Origin of the sequence: Enterococcus sp. 9D6_DIV0238 (assembly GCF_002174455.2) — a bacterium.
Lineage (GTDB): Bacteria > Bacillota > Bacilli > Lactobacillales > Enterococcaceae > Enterococcus_L > Enterococcus_L dunnyi.
The window spans coordinates 2,440,808-2,462,107 of the sequence record NZ_CP147246.1; the positions used below are offsets into that span (position 1 = coordinate 2,440,808).

Consider the following 21,300-nt stretch of genomic DNA (forward strand, 5'->3'; position numbering starts at 1 on the left):
AATAATTATTATGCTCATTTTACAAAATAAGTAGGTAAAGTTTTCAAACCAAATAAAAGAAAGAAGGATGGTTATGTTTAAACGTGTACATTTAATCGTAATGGATTCAGTAGGGATCGGAGAAGCGCCGGATGCTGAGAAATTTGGAGATGTCGGCAGTGATACGTTAGGGCATATTGCAAAAGAAGCAGGCTTGACGATTCCTAATTTAGAAAATCTAGGGTTAGGAACGATTGCCCCTCTTCATAATGTAGAAGCAGTCGCTGATCATAAAGGATACGCAACAAAATTAGAAGAAGTTTCTGTCGGTAAAGATACAATGACAGGACATTGGGAAATCATGGGGTTGAACATTCAAAAGCCTTTCCGCGTTTTCCCGGACGGATTTCCAGAGGAACTGTTAAAACAAATTGAAGAATTTTCAGGACGCAAAATCGTCTGTAACAAACCTTATAGTGGTACAGCTGTTATCGATGATTATGGTAAACATCAAATGGAAACCGGTGATCTGATCGTCTACACTTCAGCGGATCCAGTGCTGCAAATTGCTGCGCACGAAGAAATCATCACGTTGGAAGAACTATATCGTATTTGCGAATATGTCCGTGAAATCACCAAGGACGAACCATATATGATCGGCCGGATCATCGCTCGTCCATATATTGGCGAGCCTGGCAACTTTACAAGAACAAGTAATCGTCATGATTATGCTTTAGATCCATTTGGTCATACAGTGTTAGACTCATTGAAAGATAATGGTAAAGATGTGATTGCAGTAGGAAAAATCAATGATATCTTCAATGGGCAAGGAATCACTGATTCTGTTCGTACGAAAAGCAATATGGACGGTGTGGATCAATTATTGAATGTAATGAAAAAAGATTTTGATGGTCTGAGCTTTACAAATTTAGTTGACTTTGATGCGTTGTATGGTCATCGTCGTGATGTTGTAGGGTACGCTCATGCAATCGAAGCATTTGATTTACGTTTGCCTGAAATCATTGATGCAATGACAGATGATGACTTATTGATGATTACCGCTGACCACGGCAATGATCCGACTTTCCCAGGAACCGATCATACAAGAGAATACGTTCCGCTATTGGTTTACAGCAAAAAAATGAACGGTCAAGGCAGTCTAACGCAAGGACATTATGCCGATATCTCAGCGACGATCGCTGAAAACTTTGGTGTTCCGAAAACTGAAAACGGCGCAAGCTTCTTAGATAAATTAGTATAGGAGAGAGACGATGACGAAACTAAGTGAAATGTTGACAGAAACAACTGGTTTTTTAAAAGAAAAAGGGATCGGCCAAGTAGACTTTGGCTTGATTCTTGGTTCTGGATTAGGTGAGTTAGCAGATGAAATTGAAAACGCAATTGCAATTCCATTTTCAGAAGTTCCTCACTTTGCTGTATCTGCAGTTGTAGGACATGCTGGGAAGCTAGTTTATGGGACTCTTTCTGGTAAAAAGGTTTTGGCATTACAAGGTCGTTTTCATTATTATGAAGGACATTCGATGCAGACGGTTACTTATCCTGTAAGAATGATGGCGGCAATCGGCGCGCATTCAATAATCGTGACAAACGCTGCTGGCGGTGTAAATGAAAGCTTCACACCTGGTAATTTGATGTTGATCACAGACCACATCAATTTTACTGGTGATAATCCATTGATCGGTGAAAATGATGATGATATGGGACCGCGTTTCCCAGACATGAGTCATGCTTATACGCCGAGCTACGCTGAAACAGTAAGGAAAGTAGCAAAAGAACAAAATGTTCCGCTGCAAGAAGGTGTTTATATGGGCTTTTCTGGTCCAACTTATGAAACTCCTGCTGAAATTCGGATGGCTCGTACAATGGGAGCAGACGCAGTTGGGATGTCTACAGTATCAGAGGTTATCGTAGCAGCTCATAGCGGATTGAACGTGTTAGGAATTTCTTGTATCACAAACTTAGCGGCTGGGATGCAAAGCACATTGAACCATGCAGAGGTTGTAGAGACGACAGAACGTGTTAAAGGGCAGTTCAAAGAGTTGGTCAAAGCGAGCTTAGCAGCTCTATAAAAAAATAAGAGGAGTGAAAAAATGAGTGTTCATATCGAGGCAAAAACAGGTGAGATCGCAGATAAAATTTTATTACCAGGAGATCCGTTGCGTGCAAAATACATTGCGGAAACCTTTTTAGAAAATCCAGTTTGTTATAACCAAGTAAGAGGAATGCTGGGCTATACAGGAACTTACAAAGGTGAACGCGTTTCTGTTCAGGGGACGGGAATGGGGATGCCTTCTGCTACGATTTACGCCCATGAATTGATCAATTCTTACGGTGTGAAAAAATTGATTCGTGTAGGAACATGCGGTTCGATTTCTGAGAAAGTCAAAATTAGAGATTTAGTGATTGCTCAAGCAGCGGCAACACCCTCATCAATGATCCGCAATGATTTTCCTAAATATGATTTTCCGCAAATCGCAAGTTTTGATATGCTGTTAAAATCATATACAGTGGCAAAAGACAAAGGCTTTACAACTCATGTGGGTAATGTATTGTCTGATGATGTGTTTTACAAAGAAAGTATGGACGAAGTCTTTAAACTTGGAAAATTAGGAGTTCTTGCTATTGAAATGGAAGCGGCGGCGTTGTATTATTTAGCGGCTAAATTTGATGTGCAGGCTTTAGCGATCATGACTGTTAGTGATAGTTTAGTAACTGGAGAAGAGACAACCGCTGAAGAACGTCAAACGACATTCAATGATATGATTGAAGTAGGATTGGAGACAGCACTTTATAGCTAAAACGGATAAGAGGTTGAAATGAGTTACTTTCAATCTCTTTTTTGCTATTCTATTATATAGATATAGAAATGAATGGAGGAAGAAAAATGGATAATTTTCGTTTTTATGTACCAACAGATATTCGTTTTGGTCAAGATCGTCTTGAAACTGAACTGACTGGTGTTTTAGATACGTATGGAAAAAATGTGCTATTAGTTTATGGCGGCGGCAGTATCAAGAAAAATGGATTATATGATCAAGTGACGGACTTACTAAATGCAAATGGAAATACAATCGTTGAGTTAAGCGGTGTAGAGCCGAATCCCCGAATCGAAACGGTTCGTAAGGGTGTTGCTTTGTGCCTCGAACATCACGTAGATGTGATTTTGGCTGTGGGCGGCGGTTCGACGATCGATTGCTCCAAAGTGATTGCCGCAGGTTTCTTCAGTGAAGAAGATCCGTGGGAGATCGTTTTAGGTAGAAGAGGTTATCAAGGAGAAGCATTGCCGATCGTGACGATTTTAACACTTGCAGCTACAGGAAGTGAAATGAATGCTGGTGCGGTGATTTCTAACATGGCGACGAATCAAAAACTCGGTGTTGGTGGTCCGGCGATGATGCCGAAAGTTTCCTTCCTTGACCCTGCAAATACGTTTACGGTTCCTGCTTATCAAACGGCAGCGGGCTCTGCAGATATTTTAAGTCATTTGTTTGAAAGCTATTTCAATGTGACAGAAGGAACGGATGTTCAAGATTTTATTTCGGAAGGCTTGATGCGTTCAGTAATCAAGCATTGTCCGATCGCTTTAAAGGAACCGAATAATTATGATTCCCGTGCTAATTTAATGTGGGCGAGTAGTTTAGCTTTGAATGGATTGACACGTGGCGGAAAACACGGCGTTTGGTCTTGCCATGCGATGGAACATGAATTAAGTGCGTTTTACGACATTACGCATGGCATTGGTTTGGCTATTTTGACACCGCGCTGGATGGCCTATGTATTGTCTGAACAAACAGTAGACAAGTTCGCGCAGTTTGCGAAGAATGTCTGGGATATCACGGAAGCAGATAAAATGACAGCGGCCAAGCAAGGGGTTCAAGCGACATATGACTATTTTAAAGCCTGTGGTATTCCGATGACCTTGCCGGAAGTAGGGATCGAATCTGAGAAGTTTTCTGAAATGGCCAAACAGGCAGTGGAGCATAGTACGATCAAAACAGACGCCTTTGTTCCTTTGGCTGAAAAGGATGTTGAAGCGATTTATCAAGCCTGCTTAACAGAGTCTACTTTTATCTAATGTTTACGATATAGGAGGAGAGAGTGTGAAACAACTATTTGATGAAACCTATTCGGAAAACCGCACATTGTGGTATGGTTATTTTTCAACACTTGAGCAAGTAGACTTGATTGATAAACTCACCAAAATTATTCATCTGGATTTGGAATCTTCTCAAAAAGTTCACGCAACCAGTTGGATATTTTATAGTGAAGTGAAGCAAACCGATGCGTTAGAAGAGGATGTTAGATCATCTATTATGGTGCGTTATGTTGAAGGGCAATATTATGTGCATTACAACATGTCTGACTTTGAATTTGTTACCCAGAGGGAACAAATTCAAGAGTGGTTAACAAAGTTGAAGAATCAATTGAGCTGAATGAGACAATAAAAAAAGAGAGCGGGACAAAACTAAAAATCAGTTTTGTTTCGCTCTCTACACGTGATTAAACGGCAGGAAAAAACAGCTCCTTCGAAAATAAGAAGGAGCTGCTTTTGTCTCAGCCTCTACTTTTTACAAGTAGTATTTTTTAGCGACTGTTAGGTCATCGTTTAATTCATAAACAAGTGGTTGACCTGTTGGGATTTCAAGATCCATGATATCTTCATCTGAAATACCTTCGATATGTTTAGCCAAGGCACGTAGTGAGTTACCGTGTGCTGCAACTAAAACAGTTTTGTTATCTAATAAAGCAGGAGCGATTTCATCTTGCCAGAAAGGTAACGCACGTTCCAAGGTTACTTTTAAGTTTTCTCCGCCTGGTACATCGCGTTTGTCTAACATAGCATAACGACGATCGTTTGCTGCAGAACCTGGATCTGTTGTTTCCAATAATGGAGGAAGAGTGTCGTAAGAACGACGCCAAATGTGTACTTGGTCGTCTCCATATTTTTCAGCAGTTTCTTTTTTATTCAAACCTTGTAATTTACCATAATGACGTTCGTTTAAGCGCCAAGATTTTACTTGTGGTACCCATAATTGATCTGAGTTTTCCAAGATCAAGTTACATGTTTTGATTGCGCGAGTTAAAACTGAAGTGAAAGCAATATCGAATTCGATTCCAGCTTCTTTGATTTTGCGTCCGCCTTCTTTGGCTTCTTCGATTCCTTCAGGTGCTAAGTCCACATCTACCCAACCTGTAAATTGGTTCAATGCATTCCATTCACTAAGTCCATGACGAGAAAAAACTAATTTTGGCATGTATAGCTCTCCTTTGAGTTGTAGTTTCTGAAACTTTCATTTCCTTTTCTATTGTACACCGTTTTAAAATAGATTTCCATTGTAAATTGCCAAAAGTGAATGGAAATGAGCAGGATCGGTTATCTATTACTGGATATAAAGAAAAAACTAGACGGAGATAAGAAAAAACTTCCTATTTCCGTCTAGTTTGTTTATTGAGAGAGCTTTGCTGCTTCATTCTCCGATAAATTAATGTATTTATAGCAAGTGCCGATCGAAACATTGCATTTTGAGGCAATGAATTGAATCGTTTCGCGCTTTTCATGATACAAATGCCGAATACGTTTAACTGTTCGGTCATCTATTTTAGGGCGACCGCCGATCTTGCCTTTTTTACGCGCGTTGTTTAGGCCAACAAGTGTCCGTTCTTTGATCAGGTTGCATTCCATGTGTGCCAAGCTGTTCATCATCTTGAAATAGATTTCACCCATAGGTTCACGTGTATCGATTTCGTCATCCAAGCTGACTAAGTGGATACCAGAACCTTTGAATTCTTGTGTAAGCTCAGTTAATTGACGAGTAGAGCGACCTAAACGGTTTAAAGAGCAAATGACAAGAGTGTCGTCTGGCTGTAGTTTGCTCAAGACCGTTTCTAATTCAGAGGTCAATTGCTTTTCATCAATAACATCAAAAGATTCATGATGGATCTCGTCACAACCAAAGTTAGTCAAGGTGTTGATCTGGGCATCTAAATCATTGTCAATAATCGTTGTTCGTGCATAACCAATTAATTTCATCGTTCGTCCTTTCTCATTTAAATAGTAAATATAATCTATTAAAAATGTAGCATATAAACGAATGAAATGATAGTTGTTTTTTTATCTTTTTTTAATCTTTTCGTGTTGTTTTCAAATCGGTTTCAAAGAATTTTTAGCGTGATACCTCAATTGTTTTTGGACCGTTTTCACCGCCAACAATGACTGTTGTCACAACATCAAGGAACAATCCGTGTTCAACAACTCCAACAAGTTGATCCAAGTAAGTACCTAGAGCAATCGGATCTTCGATTTTCTGTAGATGAAGATCGATGATGTAATGTCCGCCATCTGTAATAACAGTGCTATCATCAGCTGCTGTACGTAAAACAGGTGAATAGCCTTTCTTCTCAAATAAGTGAAGCAATTGTTGACTGCCATAGGGAACAACTTCTACTGGTAATGGGAATTTTCCTAATTTCTCCACCATTTTTGATTCGTCAACGATCCAAATGCATTTTTTTGAATAGGTCGCAACGATCTTTTCAAATAAAAGTGCAGCTCCGCCGCCTTTAGTTCCTTGGAAATCAGCACTGATCTCATCTGCTCCGTCGATGGTCAAATCGACATAAGGGACATCATCGATACTCTTTAAAGGGATCCCTAAACTCTGAGCTTGACGTTCTGTCTCTTTAGAAGTCGTTACACCTGTGATCGACAACCCTTCTTCTTTGATTCGCCGTCCGACTTCGTCAACCATAAACTTTGCAGTAGATCCCGTACCTAATCCTACGATCATACCGTCTTCTACATATTTTGCTGCTTCGATTCCTGCCATTTGCTTAAGATTCATCAGCTATTTCGCCCCTTTCGGATAATCAAAAACATTGTACCGTTAAACCCCGAAAAAAGATAGAAAGATTAGTAAAAATCTTTCTTTTCTTCTATTATAAAAGTGAAGAAAAGAAAACGTGATTACTTTAACGAAAAAAGTGATACAAAAGGTTGACAGAGCAAGTATATCGTGATATCCTAGCGAAGGTGCTTTATCTACAGGTCTCTCAACAGAGACGTGCTGACTGTCTATCAAAGCATATTTGATAAAGAGTGCATAGATTGCATTATTTTTTATCGCTAAAAAAGAACCACCTGGATGTGTGGGACTAGATGCGAAATGAGGAAGGAGGAAACAAGGAATGCCTACAATTAATCAATTAGTACGTAAACCTCGTAAATCAAAGGTGGAAAAATCTAATTCACCAGCGTTGAACAAAGGATATAATAGCTTCAAGAAATCTCAAACGAACGTAAACTCACCACAAAAGCGTGGGGTTTGTACTCGTGTGGGAACGATGACACCTAAAAAACCGAACTCAGCTTTACGTAAATATGCCCGTGTTCGTTTGTCTAACTTAATCGAAGTAACAGCTTATATCCCAGGGATCGGTCACAACTTACAAGAACATAGCGTGGTTTTACTACGTGGTGGACGTGTAAAAGACTTACCAGGGGTACGTTATCATATCGTACGTGGTGCGCTTGATACAGCCGGCGTTACTGATCGTAAACAAAGCCGCTCTAAATATGGTACTAAAATGCCTAAAGCAGCTAAATAATTCGACAATCACTAAAGGTATTATATAAAATAAAGAATTTTCGGAAGGAGGAGTTACGGATGCCTCGTAAAGGTCCTGTTGCAAAACGTGATGTTTTACCAGATCCAATTTATAACTCAAAATTAGTAACTCGCTTGATCAACCGTGTAATGGTTGACGGTAAACGCGGGATTGCTGCTAATATCATCTATAATTCATTTGATATCATCAAAGAATCTACAGGTAACGATCCATTGGAAGTTTTCGAACAAGCAATGAAAAACGTTATGCCTGTCCTAGAAGTTAAAGCTCGCCGTGTCGGTGGTTCTAACTATCAAGTGCCGGTTGAAGTTCGTCCAGAACGTCGTACAACTTTAGGTCTTCGTTGGGTTGTTAACTACGCTCGTTTGCGTGGAGAACACACAATGGAACAACGTCTAGCGAAAGAAATCATGGATGCAGCCAATAACACTGGTGCTTCTGTTAAAAAACGTGAAGACACACATAAAATGGCTGATGCTAACCGTGCGTTCGCACACTATCGTTGGTAAGATCCTCTGTGCCTGCGGCTTAGGACCGCAGCATGAAGTTATGTATAATTGATTTAAATAAAGAGAGGAGAACACCCTAGAATGGCAAGAGAATTTTCGTTAGAAAAAACTCGTAATATCGGAATCATGGCCCACGTTGATGCTGGTAAAACAACAACAACTGAGCGTATTCTTTATTACACTGGTAAAATCCATAAAATCGGTGAAACACACGAAGGTGCTTCACAGATGGACTGGATGGAACAAGAACAAGAACGTGGTATCACGATCACATCTGCTGCAACGACTGCAGAGTGGAAAGGATACCGAGTAAACATCATCGACACACCAGGACACGTGGATTTCACTATTGAAGTGCAACGTTCACTACGTGTATTAGATGGTGCGGTAACCGTTCTTGATTCACAATCAGGTGTGGAACCTCAAACTGAAACAGTTTGGCGTCAAGCAACTGAATATAGAGTTCCGCGTGTTGTTTTCTGTAACAAAATGGATAAAATCGGTGCGGATTTCTTATACTCTGTAAACTCATTACATGATCGTTTACAAGCAAATGCACATCCGATCCAATTACCAATCGGTTCAGAAGACAGCTTCACTGGGATCATTGATTTGATCACGATGAAAGCTGAAATTTATACAAATGACTTAGGTACTGACATTCAAGAAACTGAAATTCCAGAAGAATATATGGATCAAGCAGTTGAATGGCGTGAAAAATTAGTTGAAGCAGTTGCTGAAACTGACGAAGACCTAATGATGAAATATCTTGAAGGTGAAGAGATCACGATCGATGAACTTAAAGCGGGTATCCGTAAAGCAACGATCAATGTTGAATTTTTCCCAGTTATGGCTGGATCTGCCTTTAAGAACAAAGGTGTTCAATTAATGCTTGATGCAGTTCTTGACTACTTACCTTCACCACTTGATATCGAAGCAATCAAAGGTATCGATGTGAAAACAGACGAAGAAACAACTCGTCCAGCTGATGACGAAGCTCCATTTGCATCATTAGCATTTAAAGTTATGACTGACCCATTCGTAGGTCGTCTAACATTCTTCCGTGTATATTCTGGTGTCCTTGAAAGTGGTTCATACGTATTGAACGCTTCTAAAGACAAAAAAGAACGTATCGGACGTATTTTACAAATGCACGCGAATACACGTAAAGAAATCGATACAGTGTATTCAGGAGATATCGCTGCTGCTGTTGGATTGAAAGATACAACAACTGGTGATACTTTATGTGCGGTAGATTCACCAGTTATCCTTGAATCGATCGAGTTCCCAGAACCGGTTATCCAAGTAGCTGTTGAACCTAAATCAAAAGCCGACCAAGATAAAATGGGTGTTGCTTTGCAAAAACTTGCAGAAGAAGATCCATCATTCCGCGTTGAAACAAACGTTGAAACTGGTGAAACAGTTATCTCTGGTATGGGTGAGTTGCACTTAGACGTATTAGTTGACCGTATGAGACGTGAGTTCAAGGTTGAAGCTAACGTTGGTGCACCGCAAGTATCTTATCGTGAAACTTTCCGTGCTCCGTTAACTCAAGCAGAAGGTAAGTTTGTACGTCAGTCTGGTGGTAAAGGACAATACGGTCACGTATGGGTTGAATTTACTCCAAACGAAGAAGGTAAAGGCTTTGAATTTGAAAACGCGATTGTCGGTGGTGTGGTTCCTCGTGAATACATCCCAGCAGTTGAAAAAGGCTTGTCAGAAGCGATGAACAACGGGGTTCTTGCTGGCTATCCATTAGTGGATATCAAAGCGAAACTTTATGATGGTTCTTACCATGATGTCGATTCGAATGAAACTGCCTTCCGTGTAGCAGCATCTATGGCTCTACGTGCGGCAGCTAAAAAAGCAAACCCAGTTATCTTAGAACCGATGATGAAAGTAACGATCACTGTACCAGAAGATTACTTAGGTGATATCATGGGACACGTTACAAGCCGTCGCGGACGTGTTGAAGGAATGGAAGCACACGGTAACTCACAAATCGTTAACGCGATGGTACCGTTGGCTGAAATGTTTGGTTATGCCACAACATTACGTTCAGCAACTCAAGGTCGTGGAACATTCATGATGGTCTTTGACCACTATGAAGATGTACCAAAATCTGTGCAAGAAGAAATCATCAAGAAAAATGGCGGCAACGCTTAATAGTTAAGAAATAGGTCGTAGATTTATTTATGACTAGGATTTTCTGAAGATTTCGGGTAAAATAAGTAAAGATGATCAGGTAGTTGAACTATCTATCAAATAAAATAAAATTCATATATTTTAGGAGGAACATTTAAAATGGCTAAAGAAAAATTTGACCGTTCTAAACCCCATGTAAACATTGGTACTATTGGACACGTTGACCATGGTAAAACTACATTAACTGCTGCAATTGCAACTGTGTTAGCTAAACACGGTGGCGGTGAAGCTCAAAACTATGCTGATATCGATAACGCTCCTGAAGAAAAAGAACGTGGTATCACAATCAACACTTCTCACATCGAGTATGAAACTGATGCTCGTCACTATGCTCACGTGGACTGCCCAGGACACGCGGACTACGTTAAAAACATGATCACTGGTGCTGCACAAATGGACGGAGCTATCTTAGTAGTATCTGCTGCTGATGGTCCTATGCCTCAAACTCGTGAGCACATCTTGTTATCACGTAACGTTGGTGTACCATACATCGTTGTTTTCTTAAACAAAATGGATATGGTCGATGACGAAGAATTATTAGAATTAGTAGAAATGGAAGTTCGTGATCTATTATCTGAATACGACTTCCCAGGTGATGACACTCCAGTTATCGCAGGTTCTGCTTTGAAAGCTTTAGAAGGCGACGCTTCATACGAAGAAAAAATCATGGAATTAATGGCTGCGGTTGATGAGTATATCCCAACTCCAACTCGTGATACTGACAAACCATTCATGATGCCAGTTGAGGATGTATTCTCAATCACTGGTCGTGGTACTGTTGCAACTGGTCGTGTTGAACGTGGAGAAGTTCGCGTTGGTGACGAAGTTGAAATCGTAGGTATCAAAGAAGAAACATCTAAAACAACTGTTACAGGTGTTGAAATGTTCCGTAAATTATTAGACTACGCTGAAGCTGGCGATAACATCGGTGCTTTATTACGTGGTGTTGCACGTGAAGATATCGAACGTGGACAAGTATTGGCAAAACCTGCTTCAATCACTCCACATACAAAATTTAAAGCTGAAGTTTATGTTTTATCAAAAGAAGAAGGTGGACGTCACACTCCATTCTTCACTAACTACCGTCCTCAGTTCTACTTCCGTACAACTGACGTAACTGGTGTAGTTGAATTACCAGAAGGTACTGAAATGGTAATGCCTGGTGATAACGTTGCAATGGACGTTGAATTAATCCACCCAATCGCTATCGAAGACGGAACTCGTTTCTCTATTCGTGAAGGCGGACGTACTGTTGGTTCAGGCGTTGTTTCTGAAATCGTTAAATAATTAAGACTTAAATATAGTAATAACCAGTGTGAGAAGCTGGGGTACTCGGACGTAAGCCGAAGGGATTTCCCTTCGGCTTTTTTTGTGTATAAAAAATGCTTGACATATATCGAGCTTCGATATAATATTGTGTTACGATATAACGAGGTGCGATATAAGGAGAGATTTTAAGATGGATGAGAAGCTGAGAAGGATATACATACCGATGACTGAAACAGGGTTTTATATTTTGTTTTCACTCAGAGAAGAAAGACATGGTTATAGCATCATTCAGCATGTAAAACAATTGACGGAACAAGAAATCATCATCAGTGCAGGAACGATGTATGGTAGTTTGAGTAAAATGGAAAAAGATGGATTGATAAAAGTAACTAAGGAAGAGGAACGGCGGAAAAGCTATTTGATCACAGCGCTCGGTGAAAAAGTTTTACAGCATGAAATCAAGCGGATCGAACGATTATATAAAAATAGTATTGAGGAGAAATTAGATGGAAACTAAAAAAGTAAGAAGACGTTTTGAGTTGGCAGATTATTTAGAAGAAGAACGATTTTTAGAAGAACAGCATAGAAACGGTTGGAAGATGGTTGAGCTAAAATTACCTTTATCTACCTATATATTTGAACGTTGTGAATCAGAAGACTATGTTTATCAGTTAGATTTTAATTCAGAGAAAAGTGGGACAGGATCATATGTACAGCTATTCGAAGATTGTGGCTGGGAATACTTTTACAAATTTGGGAATTGGTATTACTTTAGAAAATTGAGATCCGAGGTGGAAAGTGAAAATGTCATATTTAATGACGGGCCTTCACGTGCGGAAATGGCAAAGAAAGTCGCTAAATTCCAAGCTGGCTTATCAGTGTTTTTGATCTTTCCTTTGATTTATCTTCTAACAGTAGTTTCGGCTAAAGCGATAGACAGTTCTCTTGTTTTGACGATCATGGTAGCTTTAATAGCTATTGTTATGGTTATAAGCGCAGGGATTCAATTAAAAAATATGTGGAAACTTAATAAGATCATTGAAAAAGAAGAACAACTATAAGAGAATCTATGATATTTTGACAGGGAAGAAAAAAGCTTGTTGGCTGTTAAAATATCATAGATTTTTTCTGTTATGAAAACCAAGAAAATAATATGAAAATAATGAAAAAAAGCCTTGCTATTGCTGCGTTTCTGTAATATAATTACAAAGGTGCTGTTTACAGAAGTGTGAAAAGCACTGGTAAATCAAGGTTTTGATCTACCGGCTAAGAAACGAGAGGTTGCGACACGCCCGGACGCTTTGCCACGAACGAGCGTGACGGAAAAATTTTCGTGGAGCTATGTCTACTTTCAAAATAGGCGAAGGAGGGAACAAGATGGCAAAACAAAAGATTCGTATCCGTTTAAAAGCGTATGAACACCGTATTTTAGATCAATCAGCGGATAAAATTGTGGAAACAGCAAAAAGAACTGGAGCTGACGTATCAGGTCCGATTCCATTACCAACAGAACGCTCACTTTACACAGTTATTCGTGCGACTCATAAATACAAAGATTCTCGCGAACAATTCGAAATGCGTACTCACAAACGTCTAATCGACATTGTGAACCCAACACCAAAAACAGTTGATGCTTTAATGAAGCTTGACTTACCGTCTGGTGTAAATATTGAAATCAAACTATAAAATTAAGATGATGGAGGTGTACTCATGACCAAAGGAATCTTAGGGAAAAAAGTGGGAATGACACAAATCTTTACTGAGTCTGGTGAATTAATTCCAGTAACAGTAGTAGAAGCTACGCCAAACGTAGTTTTACAAGTAAAAACTGTTGAGACTGACGGATACGAAGCTATCCAAGTTGGTTACCAAGACAAACGTGAAGTTTTATCAAACAAACCTGCGAAAGGTCATGTTGCAAAAGCAAACACGGCTCCTAAGCGCTTCATTAAGGAATTCAAAAATGTTGAGCTGGGAGAATACGAAGTAGGAACAGAAATTAAGGTAGATGTTTTCCAAGCAGGAGACATTATTGATGTTACAGGAACAACAAAAGGTAAAGGATTCCAAGGCGTTATCAAACGTCACGGACAAAGCCGCGGCCCTATGAGTCACGGATCTCGTTACCACCGTCGTCCTGGGTCAATGGGTCCAGTAGCACCTAACCGTGTATTTAAAAATAAAAAACTTGCCGGCCGTATGGGTGGTAACCGCGTAACAATTCAAAATCTTGAAATTGTTAAAGTGGACGCTGAAAGAAATGTAATCTTGATCAAAGGAAACATTCCTGGAGCGAAAAAATCATTAATCACAATCAAATCAGCTGTGAAAGCTAAATAAGCGTAGGGAAAGGAGGAACTAAGGAATGCCGAATGTAGCATTATTCAAACAAGATGGAACTCAAAATGGTGAAATCACTTTAAACGAAGAAATTTTCGGAATCGAACCTAATGAATCAGTTGTCTACGATGCAATCATCATGCAACGTGCTTCATTAAGACAAGGAACACACTCAGTTAAACACCGCGGAGAAGTTCGTGGTGGCGGCCGTAAACCATGGCGTCAAAAAGGAACTGGTCGTGCTCGTCAAGGTTCAATCCGTTCACCACAATGGCGTGGAGGTGGCGTAGTTTTCGGACCAACACCACGTTCTTACAGCTACAAACTTCCTAAAAAAGTTCGTCGTTTAGCAATGAAATCTGTATTATCAGATAAAGTTGCTGAAAACAACTTGGTTGCTGTTGATGCATTAAGCTTTGACGCACCAAAAACAAAAGAATTCAAACAAGTTCTTACAAACTTATCTATTGATGCGAAAGTATTAGTTGTTCTAGAAGCAGGAAACGATTTTGCAGCATTATCTGCTCGTAATCTTCCAAACGTTTCTGTAGTAACTTCTGATAACGTAAGTGTTTTAGATATCGTTTCTAATACTAAAGTATTGGCAACACAAACTGCTCTTACTCAAATTGAGGAGGTGCTTGCATAATGAACTTACTAGACGTAATCAAACGCCCAGTGATCACTGAAAAATCCATGCTTGCTATGGACGAAAAGAAATACACTTTCGAAGTGGACACTCGCGCAAACAAAACATTAGTAAAACAAGCTGTAGAAGCAGCTTTTGACGGTGTTAAAGTGAAAAACGTAAACATCATCAACGTGCGTCCTAAATTCAAACGCATGGGTAAATATGCAGGATATACGAAAAAACGTCGCAAAGCAGTTGTGACATTAACAGACGATTCAAAAGAAATTCAAATTTTCGATGCTGCTGAATAAGCAGTCCATGTTTAATTATTAAATGGGAGGGAAAAAGACGTGGCGATTAAAAAGTACAAACCTACCACAAATGGCCGTCGTAATATGACAACGTCTGATTTCGCTGAAATCACGACTTCAACACCAGAGAAATCTTTGTTGGCGCCATTAAAAAACCATGCCGGCCGTAACAACAATGGTCGTATCACGGTTCGTCACCAAGGTGGCGGTCACAAACGTCAATACCGTTTGATCGATTTCAAACGTAATAAAGACAACGTCGTAGCGGTTGTTAAAACAATCGAGTATGATCCAAACCGTTCTGCTAACATCGCGTTAGTACATTACGAAGATGGAGTAAAAGCATACATCTTAGCACCAAAAGGATTAGAAGTAGGCATGCGCCTAGTTTCAGGTCCAGAAGCAGATATTAAAGTAGGGAACGCATTGCCATTGGAAAACATTCCAGTAGGTACTGTTGTCCACAACATTGAAATGAAACCTGGTAAAGGCGGTCAATTGATCCGTTCTGCTGGAACAAGTGCTCAAGTACTTGGTAAAGAAGGCAAATACGTATTGATCCGTTTGAACTCTGGTGAAGTTCGTATGATCTTAGCTACATGCCGTGCAACTGTCGGTTCTGTAGGTAACGAACAACACGAATTAATCAACATTGGTAAAGCCGGCCGTTCTCGTTGGATGCGTAAACGCCCAACAGTTCGTGGTAGCGTAATGAACCCGAACGATCACCCACACGGTGGTGGTGAAGGTAAACAACCGATCGGACGTAAAGCTCCAGTATCACCTTGGGGTCAACCAGCTATCGGCTTGAAAACTCGTAATAAAAAAGCTAAATCAGACAAACTTATCGTTCGTCGTCGTACTAAATAATTTTTTTGACCATGTGTCGTACATTTTGAGAGGAGGTTCACCATGGGTCGTAGTTTGAAAAAAGGGCCTTTCGCTGATGATCATCTAATGAAGAAAGTCGAAGCTCAACAAGGCGCTGAAAAGAAAAAAGTAATCAAAACTTGGTCTCGCCGCTCTACAATTTTTCCACAATTTGTTGGATTTACAATTGCTGTATATGATGGACGTAAACACGTTCCAGTATACATCCAAGAAGATATGGTAGGACATAAATTAGGTGAATTTGCACCGACTAGAACTTATCGTGGCCACGGAGCCGACGATAAAAAAACAAGACGCTAATTTGAGGGGAGGATATCCAAATGGCAGAACAAATCACATCAGCTAAAGCGACTGCTAAAACAGTTCGCGTTTCTCCTCGTAAATCACGTTTAGTAATTGATCTTGTTAGAGGGAAAAGCGTTGCAGACGCAATTTCAATTTTGAAGTTCACACCGAACAAAGCGGCTGGAGTTATTGAAAAAGTTTTAATGTCAGCAGTTGCTAACGCTGAAAACAACTTTGACTTAGATGTTGAGAACTTAGTAGTATCTGAAGCTTTCGTTAACGAAGGACCAACAATGAAACGTTTCCGTCCACGTGCTAAAGGTTCAGCATCACCAATCAACAAACGTACAAGTCATATCACTGTAGTTGTATCAGAAAAATAATCTGTTTCAGAAAAACAGATATCACTAGATAAGAGGAGGAGCCTAAAGTGAAGTGACTTTTTAGGAGCAACGTTCCTTACAGTCACCTTGTACTGTACCACATCAGTTCTGCGAAGCAGTCACTGTGTGTTGCAGCAATGGCTACCGAACCTCAAAAAGAAACTTGTTTGAAAGAAGCAAGTGTCACCAATTAAGAGGAGGGACAATCAGTGGGTCAAAAAGTACATCCAATTGGAATGCGTGTAGGCATCATCCGCGACTGGGATGCAAAATGGTATGCTGAAAAAGAGTATGCTGAATTCTTACACGAAGATTTAAGAATCCGTAAATTTATCGCATCAAAACTTGCTGATGCTGCTGTGTCTACAATTGAGATCGAGCGTGCTGCAAATCGCGTAAACATTTCAATCCACACAGCTAAGCCAGGTATGGTTATCGGTAAAGGCGGATCTGAAGTCGAAAACCTAAGAAAAGAATTGAACAAATTAACTGGTAAACGAGTTCACATCAACATCGTTGAAATCAAAAAACCAGATTTAGATGCAAAATTAGTCGGCGAGGGAATTGCACGTCAATTAGAAAACCGTGTAGCATTCCGTCGTGCACAAAAACAAGCGATCCAACGTACAATGCGTTCAGGCGCTCAAGGGATCAAAACACAAGTATCAGGTCGTTTAAACGGTGCTGATATCGCTCGTTCAGAAGGTTACTCTGAAGGTACAGTTCCACTTCATACTTTGCGTGCAGATATTGATTACGCATGGGAAGAAGCAGACACAACTTACGGAAAATTAGGAGTTAAAGTGTGGATTTACCGTGGAGAAATTCTTCCAACGAAAAAAAACACTGAGAAAGGAGGGAAATAATCATGTTAGTACCTAAACGTGTAAAACACCGTCGTGAATTTAGAGGTAAAATGCGCGGTGAAGCCAAAGGCGGAAAAGAAGTAGCATTTGGAGAATGGGGTTTACAAGCAACTGAATCTCACTGGATTACTAACCGTCAAATCGAAGCTGCCCGTATCGCTATGACTCGTTATATGAAACGTGGCGGGAAAGTATGGATTAAAATTTTCCCTCACAAATCATACACAAGTAAAGCTATCGGTGTTCGTATGGGTAAAGGTAAAGGGGCTCCTGAAGGCTGGGTTTCTCCAGTAAAACGTGGCAAGATCATGTTTGAAATCGCAGGCGTACCTGAAGAAGTAGCTCGTGAAGCACTTCGTCTTGCATCCCACAAATTACCGGTCAAAACTAAGATTGTAAAACGTGAGGAAATGGGTGGTGAATCGAATGAAGGTTAAAGAAATCAGAGAATTAACCACTGCCGAAATGCTTGAAAAAGAAAAGCAATTCAAAGAAGAATTGTTTAATCTTAGATTCCAACTAGCAACAGGTCAATTAGAAAACACTGCACGTATTAAAGAAGTACGTCAATCGATTGCACGCATCAAAACAGTATTGCGTGAACAAGCTAACTAATAGTGGAAGGAGGCCAAACGCGTATGACTGAAGAAAGAAATCAACGCAAAGTTTACCAAGGTCGTGTTGTTTCAGACAAAATGGATAAAACTATCACTGTTGTCGTAGAAACGAAGAAAAACCACCCTATTTACGGTAAACGCATGAAATATTCTAAAAAATACAAAGCTCATGATGAAAACAACACTGCAAAAGTTGGAGACATCGTAAGAATCATGGAAACTCGTCCATTATCAGCTACAAAACGTTTCCGTTTACTAGAGGTAGTCGAAGAAGCAGTTATTATCTAATAAAACGAGATTTTCCTATATAGATTGAAACATAAAATCTGAAAGGGGGATACACATCGTGATCCAACAAGAAAGCCGATTAAAAGTTGCAGACAACTCAGGTGCTCGTGAAATCTTAACGATTAAAGTACTAGGTGGTTCTGGACGTAAAACTGCTAATATTGGTGACGTGATTGTTGCTACGGTCAAACAAGCAACGCCAGGTGGAGTTGTTAAAAAAGGTGAAGTAGTAAAAGCCGTTATCGTTCGTACAAAATCAGGAGCTCGTCGTACAGACGGTTCTTACATTAAATTTGATGAAAATGCTGCGGTGATTATCCGTGACGATAAGAGCCCGCGTGGAACTCGTATCTTCGGTCCTGTTGCACGTGAATTACGTGAAAACAACTTCATGAAGATCGTTTCTCTAGCACCAGAAGTATTATAATCAGGACGCGTATCAAAGGAGGTGCGAAACTATAATGTTTGTTAAAAAAGGCGATAAAGTAAAAGTTATCACTGGTAAAGACAAAAATAAAGAAGGCGTTGTATTAGCAGCGTTTCCTAAAAAAGACAAAGTCATCGTTGAAGGTGTCAACATCATGAAAAAACACCAAAAACCTAACCAAGCAGCACCGCAAGGCGGCATCTTGGAAGTCGAAGCGCCGATTCATGTATCTAACGTGATGGTAATTGACGGTACAGGAGTAGCTGGTCGTGTAGGTTATAAAGAAGTTGATGGTAAAAAAGTCCGTGTTTCTAAAAAAACCGGTGAAGTCTTAGATAAATAGATTAAAAGGAAGGAGGGGCTTACTAAATGAACCGCCTGAAAGAAAAATATATTAAAGAAATTACTCCAGCATTAGTGGAAAAATTTAATTATAGTTCAGTTATGCAAACACCAAAAGTTGATAAAATCGTTATCAACATGGGTGTGGGCGATGCTGTATCAAACGCAAAAAACTTAGATAAAGCTGTTGAAGAATTAGCGTTGATCACAGGTCAAAAACCATTGATCACAAAAGCTAAGAAATCAATCGCTGGTTTCCGTCTTCGTGAAGGTATGCCGATCGGTGCGAAAGTTACTTTACGTGGTGAAAGAATGTACGAATTTTTAGATAAATTAGTATCTGTTTCTCTACCTCGTGTACGTGACTTCCACGGTGTAAGCAAAAAAGCCTTTGATGGACGTGGTAACTACACTTTAGGTATTAAAGAACAATTGATCTTCCCAGAAGTTGATTATGATTTAGTAGATAAAGTACGCGGCATGGACATCGTTATTGTAACAACAGCAAACACAGATGAAGAATCTCGTGAGTTGTTAGCACAATTAGGTATGCCATTCCAAAAATAAAATAAGGAGGCGAACTACGTGGCTAAAAAATCAATGATTGCTAAAAACAAACGCCCGGCTAAACATTCAACACAAGCTTATACTCGTTGTGAACGTTGCGGACGTCCACATTCAGTTTATCGTAAATTTCATCTTTGCCGTATTTGCTTCCGCGAACTTGCCTATAAAGGTCAAATTCCCGGCGTGAAGAAAGCTAGCTGGTAAACAAGTAAACTCGCATAAAGGAGGTAAATAGTTCAATGGTCATGACAGATCCAATTGCAGATTTTCTAACTCGCATTCGTAACGCTAACATGGTTAAACATGAAAGCTTAGAAGTGCCTGCATCAAAAATCAAACGTGATATCGCTGAGATCCTGAAACGTGAAGGTTTCGTACGCGATGTAGAATATATCGAAGATGACAAACAAGGCGTGATCCGTGTTTTCCTTAAATATGGTAAAAACGAAGAGCGTGTTATCACTAACTTAAAACGTATTTCTAAACCAGGTTTACGTGCTTATGTCAAATCTGACGAAGTGCCTAAAGTATTAAACGGTCTAGGAATCGCGATCATCTCAACTTCTGAAGGTGTTATCACTGATAAAGAAGCGAGAGCTAAAAACATCGGCGGCGAAGTAATCGCCTACGTATGGTAATTTAAAAAAACACACAAGGAGGTGTCTCTAAGTGAGCCGTATTGGTAATAAAATCGTTGAACTTCCTGCTGGCGTAGAAGTCAAACAAGAAGGAAACAACATTACTGTAAAAGGACCTAAAGGTGAATTGACTCGTGAATTTTCTGCTGATATCACAATGAATATCGATGGAAACGTAGTAACTTTCACTCGTCCAAACGATAGCAAAGAAATGAAAACAATCCACGGAACAACTCGTGCCAACTTCAATAACATGGTCGTTGGTGTAAGTACAGGTTTTGAAAAAGGACTTGAACTTATCGGGGTTGGGTACCGTGCTCAAATGCAAGGGACTAAATTAGTTCTTAACGTTGGGTACTCTCATCCAGTAGAAATCACACCACCAGCTGGTGTAACTGTAGAAGTACCTTCGAACACACAAGTAGTTGTTAAAGGCGCTAACAAAGAACACGTTGGTGAATTAGCAGCGAACATCCGTGGCGTTCGTCCTCCAGAACCTTATAAAGGCAAAGGAATCCGCTATGTTGGTGAATTCGTACGCCGTAAAGAAGGTAAAACTGGTAAATAATAAGAGATGTGTAGGGAAATCGCTTAGAAGCGAGCAACAAGAAAAAGCTGTTTTGATGAAGCTTGCCTTCATTAAAAGAGATTTTACTTGTGTCACAGCTTCTATTTTCCGCAACTCGTTGATTGCCTGAAATGGTGGTCCAATAAAATTAAAGAGGTGACAATTGTGATTACAAAACCAGATAAAAACAAAACACGTCAAAAGAGACATCGCCGTGTACGTAACAAAATCTCTGGTACTGCTGAGTGCCCACGCTTGAACGTTTTTCGTTCTAACAAAAACATCTACGCGCAAATCATTGATGACGTAGCGGGTGTAACGCTAGCAAGTGCCTCTGCCTTAGATAAAGAAATTTCAGGTGGAAACAAAACAGAAACAGCTGCAGCTGTTGGTAAATTAATTGCTGAACGTGCCGCTGCAAAAGACATCAAAGTAGTAGTCTTTGACCGTGGTGGATACCTTTACCATGGCCGTGTGCAAGCTTTAGCTGAAGCAGCACGTGAAAATGGACTAGAATTTTAGGAGAAGGAGGAACAC

32 protein-coding genes are annotated in these 21,300 nt (G+C 39.9%); 29 read left to right on the forward strand and 3 right to left on the reverse strand.

Annotated elements, in window-relative coordinates; all coding sequences use genetic code 11:
• Positions 1 to 73: 73 nt before the first annotated feature.
• The 5 genes from deoB to A5889_RS11335 all read left to right on the forward strand — a co-directional run bounded on the left by deoB (position 74) and on the right by A5889_RS11335 (position 4,433).
• Positions 74 to 1,240, forward strand: a complete 1,167-nt coding sequence (gene deoB, locus A5889_RS11315) for a phosphopentomutase (RefSeq protein WP_087641993.1) — start codon at positions 74 to 76, stop codon at positions 1,238 to 1,240.
• Positions 1,241 to 1,250: 10 nt separating this feature from the next.
• Positions 1,251 to 2,069, forward strand: coding sequence for a purine-nucleoside phosphorylase (locus tag A5889_RS11320; RefSeq protein WP_087641994.1), 819 nt, complete (start codon positions 1,251 to 1,253; stop codon positions 2,067 to 2,069).
• 21 nt (positions 2,070 to 2,090) lie between these two features.
• The gene (deoD, locus tag A5889_RS11325) at positions 2,091 to 2,798 is read left to right on the forward strand and encodes a purine-nucleoside phosphorylase (RefSeq protein WP_087641995.1); all 708 of its coding nucleotides are present in this window, start codon (positions 2,091 to 2,093) and stop codon (positions 2,796 to 2,798) included.
• An 86-nt stretch (positions 2,799 to 2,884) separates the two neighbouring features.
• Entirely contained in the window at positions 2,885 to 4,075 is a 1,191-nt protein-coding gene (locus tag A5889_RS11330; protein ID WP_087641996.1) for an iron-containing alcohol dehydrogenase, read from the forward strand.
• Between the two features lie 25 nt (positions 4,076 to 4,100).
• Positions 4,101 to 4,433 carry a hypothetical protein gene (locus A5889_RS11335; protein WP_087641997.1) on the forward strand — a complete coding sequence of 111 codons (333 nt, stop codon included), beginning with the start codon at positions 4,101 to 4,103 and terminating at the stop codon, positions 4,431 to 4,433.
• Positions 4,434 to 4,568: 135 nt separating this feature from the next.
• Here the strand turns inward: A5889_RS11335 and A5889_RS11340 are convergent, their stop codons facing one another.
• The 3 genes from A5889_RS11340 to rpiA form a co-directional block, all read right to left on the reverse strand.
• Positions 4,569 to 5,255, reverse strand: a complete 687-nt coding sequence (locus A5889_RS11340) for a 2,3-diphosphoglycerate-dependent phosphoglycerate mutase (RefSeq protein ID WP_069662399.1) — start codon at positions 5,253 to 5,255, stop codon at positions 4,569 to 4,571.
• Positions 5,256 to 5,446: 191 nt separating this feature from the next.
• A complete protein-coding gene (locus A5889_RS11345) occupies positions 5,447 to 6,031 on the reverse strand; it encodes a recombinase family protein (RefSeq protein WP_087641998.1) in 585 nt (194 codons plus the stop codon).
• A gap of 133 nt (positions 6,032 to 6,164) precedes the next feature.
• Entirely contained in the window at positions 6,165 to 6,842 is a 678-nt protein-coding gene (rpiA, locus tag A5889_RS11350) for a ribose-5-phosphate isomerase RpiA (protein ID WP_087641999.1), read from the reverse strand.
• A gap of 343 nt (positions 6,843 to 7,185) precedes the next feature.
• On the opposite strand from rpiA, the gene rpsL reads away from it, so the two are divergent.
• From rpsL to rplR, 24 genes are all read left to right on the forward strand, one after another.
• Positions 7,186 to 7,605, forward strand: a complete 420-nt coding sequence (gene rpsL / locus A5889_RS11355) for a 30S ribosomal protein S12 (protein WP_010761696.1) — start codon at positions 7,186 to 7,188, stop codon at positions 7,603 to 7,605.
• Between the two features lie 59 nt (positions 7,606 to 7,664).
• Positions 7,665 to 8,135: a 30S ribosomal protein S7 gene (rpsG, locus tag A5889_RS11360; RefSeq protein ID WP_069662405.1), complete on the forward strand. Its 471-nt coding sequence runs from the start codon at positions 7,665 to 7,667 to the stop codon at positions 8,133 to 8,135.
• A gap of 81 nt (positions 8,136 to 8,216) precedes the next feature.
• Positions 8,217 to 10,301: an elongation factor G gene (gene fusA, locus A5889_RS11365; RefSeq protein WP_087642000.1), complete on the forward strand. Its 2,085-nt coding sequence runs from the start codon at positions 8,217 to 8,219 to the stop codon at positions 10,299 to 10,301.
• A gap of 138 nt (positions 10,302 to 10,439) precedes the next feature.
• The gene (gene tuf, locus A5889_RS11370) at positions 10,440 to 11,627 is read left to right on the forward strand and encodes an elongation factor Tu (protein WP_087642001.1); all 1,188 of its coding nucleotides are present in this window, start codon (positions 10,440 to 10,442) and stop codon (positions 11,625 to 11,627) included.
• Positions 11,628 to 11,799: 172 nt separating this feature from the next.
• A complete protein-coding gene (locus A5889_RS11375) occupies positions 11,800 to 12,126 on the forward strand; it encodes a PadR family transcriptional regulator (RefSeq protein WP_087642002.1) in 327 nt (108 codons plus the stop codon).
• Positions 12,116 to 12,670: a DUF2812 domain-containing protein gene (locus A5889_RS11380; RefSeq protein ID WP_087642003.1), complete on the forward strand. Its 555-nt coding sequence runs from the start codon at positions 12,116 to 12,118 to the stop codon at positions 12,668 to 12,670. Before A5889_RS11375 ends, A5889_RS11380 begins: the two co-directional genes overlap by 11 nt.
• 316 nt (positions 12,671 to 12,986) lie before the next feature.
• Complete coding sequence (rpsJ, locus tag A5889_RS11385) at positions 12,987 to 13,295, forward strand: 30S ribosomal protein S10 (protein WP_002389727.1); 309 nt, start codon at positions 12,987 to 12,989, stop codon at positions 13,293 to 13,295.
• A 24-nt stretch (positions 13,296 to 13,319) separates the two neighbouring features.
• Complete coding sequence (gene rplC / locus A5889_RS11390; RefSeq protein ID WP_069662420.1) at positions 13,320 to 13,949, forward strand: 50S ribosomal protein L3; 630 nt, start codon at positions 13,320 to 13,322, stop codon at positions 13,947 to 13,949.
• A 25-nt stretch (positions 13,950 to 13,974) separates the two neighbouring features.
• Entirely contained in the window at positions 13,975 to 14,598 is a 624-nt protein-coding gene (rplD, locus tag A5889_RS11395) for a 50S ribosomal protein L4 (protein ID WP_069662421.1), read from the forward strand.
• Positions 14,598 to 14,891: a 50S ribosomal protein L23 gene (locus tag A5889_RS11400; protein WP_087642004.1), complete on the forward strand. Its 294-nt coding sequence runs from the start codon at positions 14,598 to 14,600 to the stop codon at positions 14,889 to 14,891. Before rplD ends, A5889_RS11400 begins: the two co-directional genes overlap by 1 nt.
• A gap of 39 nt (positions 14,892 to 14,930) precedes the next feature.
• Positions 14,931 to 15,761 carry a 50S ribosomal protein L2 gene (rplB, locus tag A5889_RS11405; protein ID WP_087642005.1) on the forward strand — a complete coding sequence of 277 codons (831 nt, stop codon included), beginning with the start codon at positions 14,931 to 14,933 and terminating at the stop codon, positions 15,759 to 15,761.
• 42 nt (positions 15,762 to 15,803) lie between these two features.
• Complete coding sequence (gene rpsS / locus A5889_RS11410) at positions 15,804 to 16,082, forward strand: 30S ribosomal protein S19 (protein WP_087642006.1); 279 nt, start codon at positions 15,804 to 15,806, stop codon at positions 16,080 to 16,082.
• A gap of 20 nt (positions 16,083 to 16,102) precedes the next feature.
• Positions 16,103 to 16,450: a 50S ribosomal protein L22 gene (rplV, locus tag A5889_RS11415; protein ID WP_069662425.1), complete on the forward strand. Its 348-nt coding sequence runs from the start codon at positions 16,103 to 16,105 to the stop codon at positions 16,448 to 16,450.
• A 209-nt stretch (positions 16,451 to 16,659) separates the two neighbouring features.
• The gene (gene rpsC / locus A5889_RS11420) at positions 16,660 to 17,316 is read left to right on the forward strand and encodes a 30S ribosomal protein S3 (protein WP_087642007.1); all 657 of its coding nucleotides are present in this window, start codon (positions 16,660 to 16,662) and stop codon (positions 17,314 to 17,316) included.
• Between the two features lie 2 nt (positions 17,317 to 17,318).
• Complete coding sequence (rplP, locus tag A5889_RS11425) at positions 17,319 to 17,753, forward strand: 50S ribosomal protein L16 (RefSeq protein ID WP_002356208.1); 435 nt, start codon at positions 17,319 to 17,321, stop codon at positions 17,751 to 17,753.
• Entirely contained in the window at positions 17,743 to 17,931 is a 189-nt protein-coding gene (gene rpmC / locus A5889_RS11430; protein WP_010766220.1) for a 50S ribosomal protein L29, read from the forward strand. The genes rplP and rpmC overlap by 11 nt, the downstream gene beginning before the upstream one ends.
• 23 nt (positions 17,932 to 17,954) lie before the next feature.
• Positions 17,955 to 18,221, forward strand: a complete 267-nt coding sequence (gene rpsQ, locus A5889_RS11435) for a 30S ribosomal protein S17 (RefSeq protein WP_010761681.1) — start codon at positions 17,955 to 17,957, stop codon at positions 18,219 to 18,221.
• A 58-nt stretch (positions 18,222 to 18,279) separates the two neighbouring features.
• Entirely contained in the window at positions 18,280 to 18,648 is a 369-nt protein-coding gene (gene rplN / locus A5889_RS11440; protein WP_010766218.1) for a 50S ribosomal protein L14, read from the forward strand.
• Between the two features lie 34 nt (positions 18,649 to 18,682).
• Positions 18,683 to 18,991 (forward strand): 50S ribosomal protein L24, encoded by a 309-nt coding sequence (rplX, locus tag A5889_RS11445; RefSeq protein ID WP_069635457.1) that lies wholly within the window; start codon positions 18,683 to 18,685, stop codon positions 18,989 to 18,991.
• Between the two features lie 26 nt (positions 18,992 to 19,017).
• Positions 19,018 to 19,557, forward strand: coding sequence for a 50S ribosomal protein L5 (gene rplE / locus A5889_RS11450; RefSeq protein ID WP_069635456.1), 540 nt, complete (start codon positions 19,018 to 19,020; stop codon positions 19,555 to 19,557).
• A gap of 18 nt (positions 19,558 to 19,575) precedes the next feature.
• The gene (locus A5889_RS11455; protein WP_002356214.1) at positions 19,576 to 19,761 is read left to right on the forward strand and encodes a type Z 30S ribosomal protein S14; all 186 of its coding nucleotides are present in this window, start codon (positions 19,576 to 19,578) and stop codon (positions 19,759 to 19,761) included.
• A 35-nt stretch (positions 19,762 to 19,796) separates the two neighbouring features.
• Complete coding sequence (gene rpsH, locus A5889_RS11460; protein ID WP_010770626.1) at positions 19,797 to 20,195, forward strand: 30S ribosomal protein S8; 399 nt, start codon at positions 19,797 to 19,799, stop codon at positions 20,193 to 20,195.
• A 31-nt stretch (positions 20,196 to 20,226) separates the two neighbouring features.
• Positions 20,227 to 20,763: a 50S ribosomal protein L6 gene (gene rplF / locus A5889_RS11465; protein WP_087642008.1), complete on the forward strand. Its 537-nt coding sequence runs from the start codon at positions 20,227 to 20,229 to the stop codon at positions 20,761 to 20,763.
• Between the two features lie 165 nt (positions 20,764 to 20,928).
• Positions 20,929 to 21,285: a 50S ribosomal protein L18 gene (rplR, locus tag A5889_RS11470; RefSeq protein WP_087642009.1), complete on the forward strand. Its 357-nt coding sequence runs from the start codon at positions 20,929 to 20,931 to the stop codon at positions 21,283 to 21,285.
• The last annotated feature ends 15 nt before the right edge of the window (positions 21,286 to 21,300 follow it).

Coding starts and splice junctions, on each gene's coding strand:
- deoB (WP_087641993.1), top strand. CDS start 74: ATGTTTAAACGTGTACATTTAATCGTAATGGATTCAGTAGGGATCGGA.
- A5889_RS11320 (WP_087641994.1), top strand. CDS start 1,251: ATGACGAAACTAAGTGAAATGTTGACAGAAACAACTGGTTTTTTAAAA.
- deoD (WP_087641995.1), top strand. CDS start 2,091: ATGAGTGTTCATATCGAGGCAAAAACAGGTGAGATCGCAGATAAAATT.
- A5889_RS11330 (WP_087641996.1), top strand. CDS start 2,885: ATGGATAATTTTCGTTTTTATGTACCAACAGATATTCGTTTTGGTCAA.
- A5889_RS11340 (WP_069662399.1), bottom strand. CDS start 5,255: ATGCCAAAATTAGTTTTTTCTCGTCATGGACTTAGTGAATGGAATGCA.
- A5889_RS11345 (WP_087641998.1), bottom strand. CDS start 6,031: ATGAAATTAATTGGTTATGCACGAACAACGATTATTGACAATGATTTA.
- rpiA (WP_087641999.1), bottom strand. CDS start 6,842: ATGAATCTTAAGCAAATGGCAGGAATCGAAGCAGCAAAATATGTAGAA.
- rpsL (WP_010761696.1), top strand. CDS start 7,186: ATGCCTACAATTAATCAATTAGTACGTAAACCTCGTAAATCAAAGGTG.
- rpsG (WP_069662405.1), top strand. CDS start 7,665: ATGCCTCGTAAAGGTCCTGTTGCAAAACGTGATGTTTTACCAGATCCA.
- fusA (WP_087642000.1), top strand. CDS start 8,217: ATGGCAAGAGAATTTTCGTTAGAAAAAACTCGTAATATCGGAATCATG.
- tuf (WP_087642001.1), top strand. CDS start 10,440: ATGGCTAAAGAAAAATTTGACCGTTCTAAACCCCATGTAAACATTGGT.
- A5889_RS11375 (WP_087642002.1), top strand. CDS start 11,800: ATGGATGAGAAGCTGAGAAGGATATACATACCGATGACTGAAACAGGG.
- A5889_RS11380 (WP_087642003.1), top strand. CDS start 12,116: ATGGAAACTAAAAAAGTAAGAAGACGTTTTGAGTTGGCAGATTATTTA.
- rpsJ (WP_002389727.1), top strand. CDS start 12,987: ATGGCAAAACAAAAGATTCGTATCCGTTTAAAAGCGTATGAACACCGT.
- rplC (WP_069662420.1), top strand. CDS start 13,320: ATGACCAAAGGAATCTTAGGGAAAAAAGTGGGAATGACACAAATCTTT.
- rplD (WP_069662421.1), top strand. CDS start 13,975: ATGCCGAATGTAGCATTATTCAAACAAGATGGAACTCAAAATGGTGAA.
- A5889_RS11400 (WP_087642004.1), top strand. CDS start 14,598: ATGAACTTACTAGACGTAATCAAACGCCCAGTGATCACTGAAAAATCC.
- rpsS (WP_087642006.1), top strand. CDS start 15,804: ATGGGTCGTAGTTTGAAAAAAGGGCCTTTCGCTGATGATCATCTAATG.
- rplV (WP_069662425.1), top strand. CDS start 16,103: ATGGCAGAACAAATCACATCAGCTAAAGCGACTGCTAAAACAGTTCGC.
- rplP (WP_002356208.1), top strand. CDS start 17,319: ATGTTAGTACCTAAACGTGTAAAACACCGTCGTGAATTTAGAGGTAAA.
- rpmC (WP_010766220.1), top strand. CDS start 17,743: ATGAAGGTTAAAGAAATCAGAGAATTAACCACTGCCGAAATGCTTGAA.
- rpsQ (WP_010761681.1), top strand. CDS start 17,955: ATGACTGAAGAAAGAAATCAACGCAAAGTTTACCAAGGTCGTGTTGTT.
- rplX (WP_069635457.1), top strand. CDS start 18,683: ATGTTTGTTAAAAAAGGCGATAAAGTAAAAGTTATCACTGGTAAAGAC.
- rplE (WP_069635456.1), top strand. CDS start 19,018: ATGAACCGCCTGAAAGAAAAATATATTAAAGAAATTACTCCAGCATTA.
- rpsH (WP_010770626.1), top strand. CDS start 19,797: ATGGTCATGACAGATCCAATTGCAGATTTTCTAACTCGCATTCGTAAC.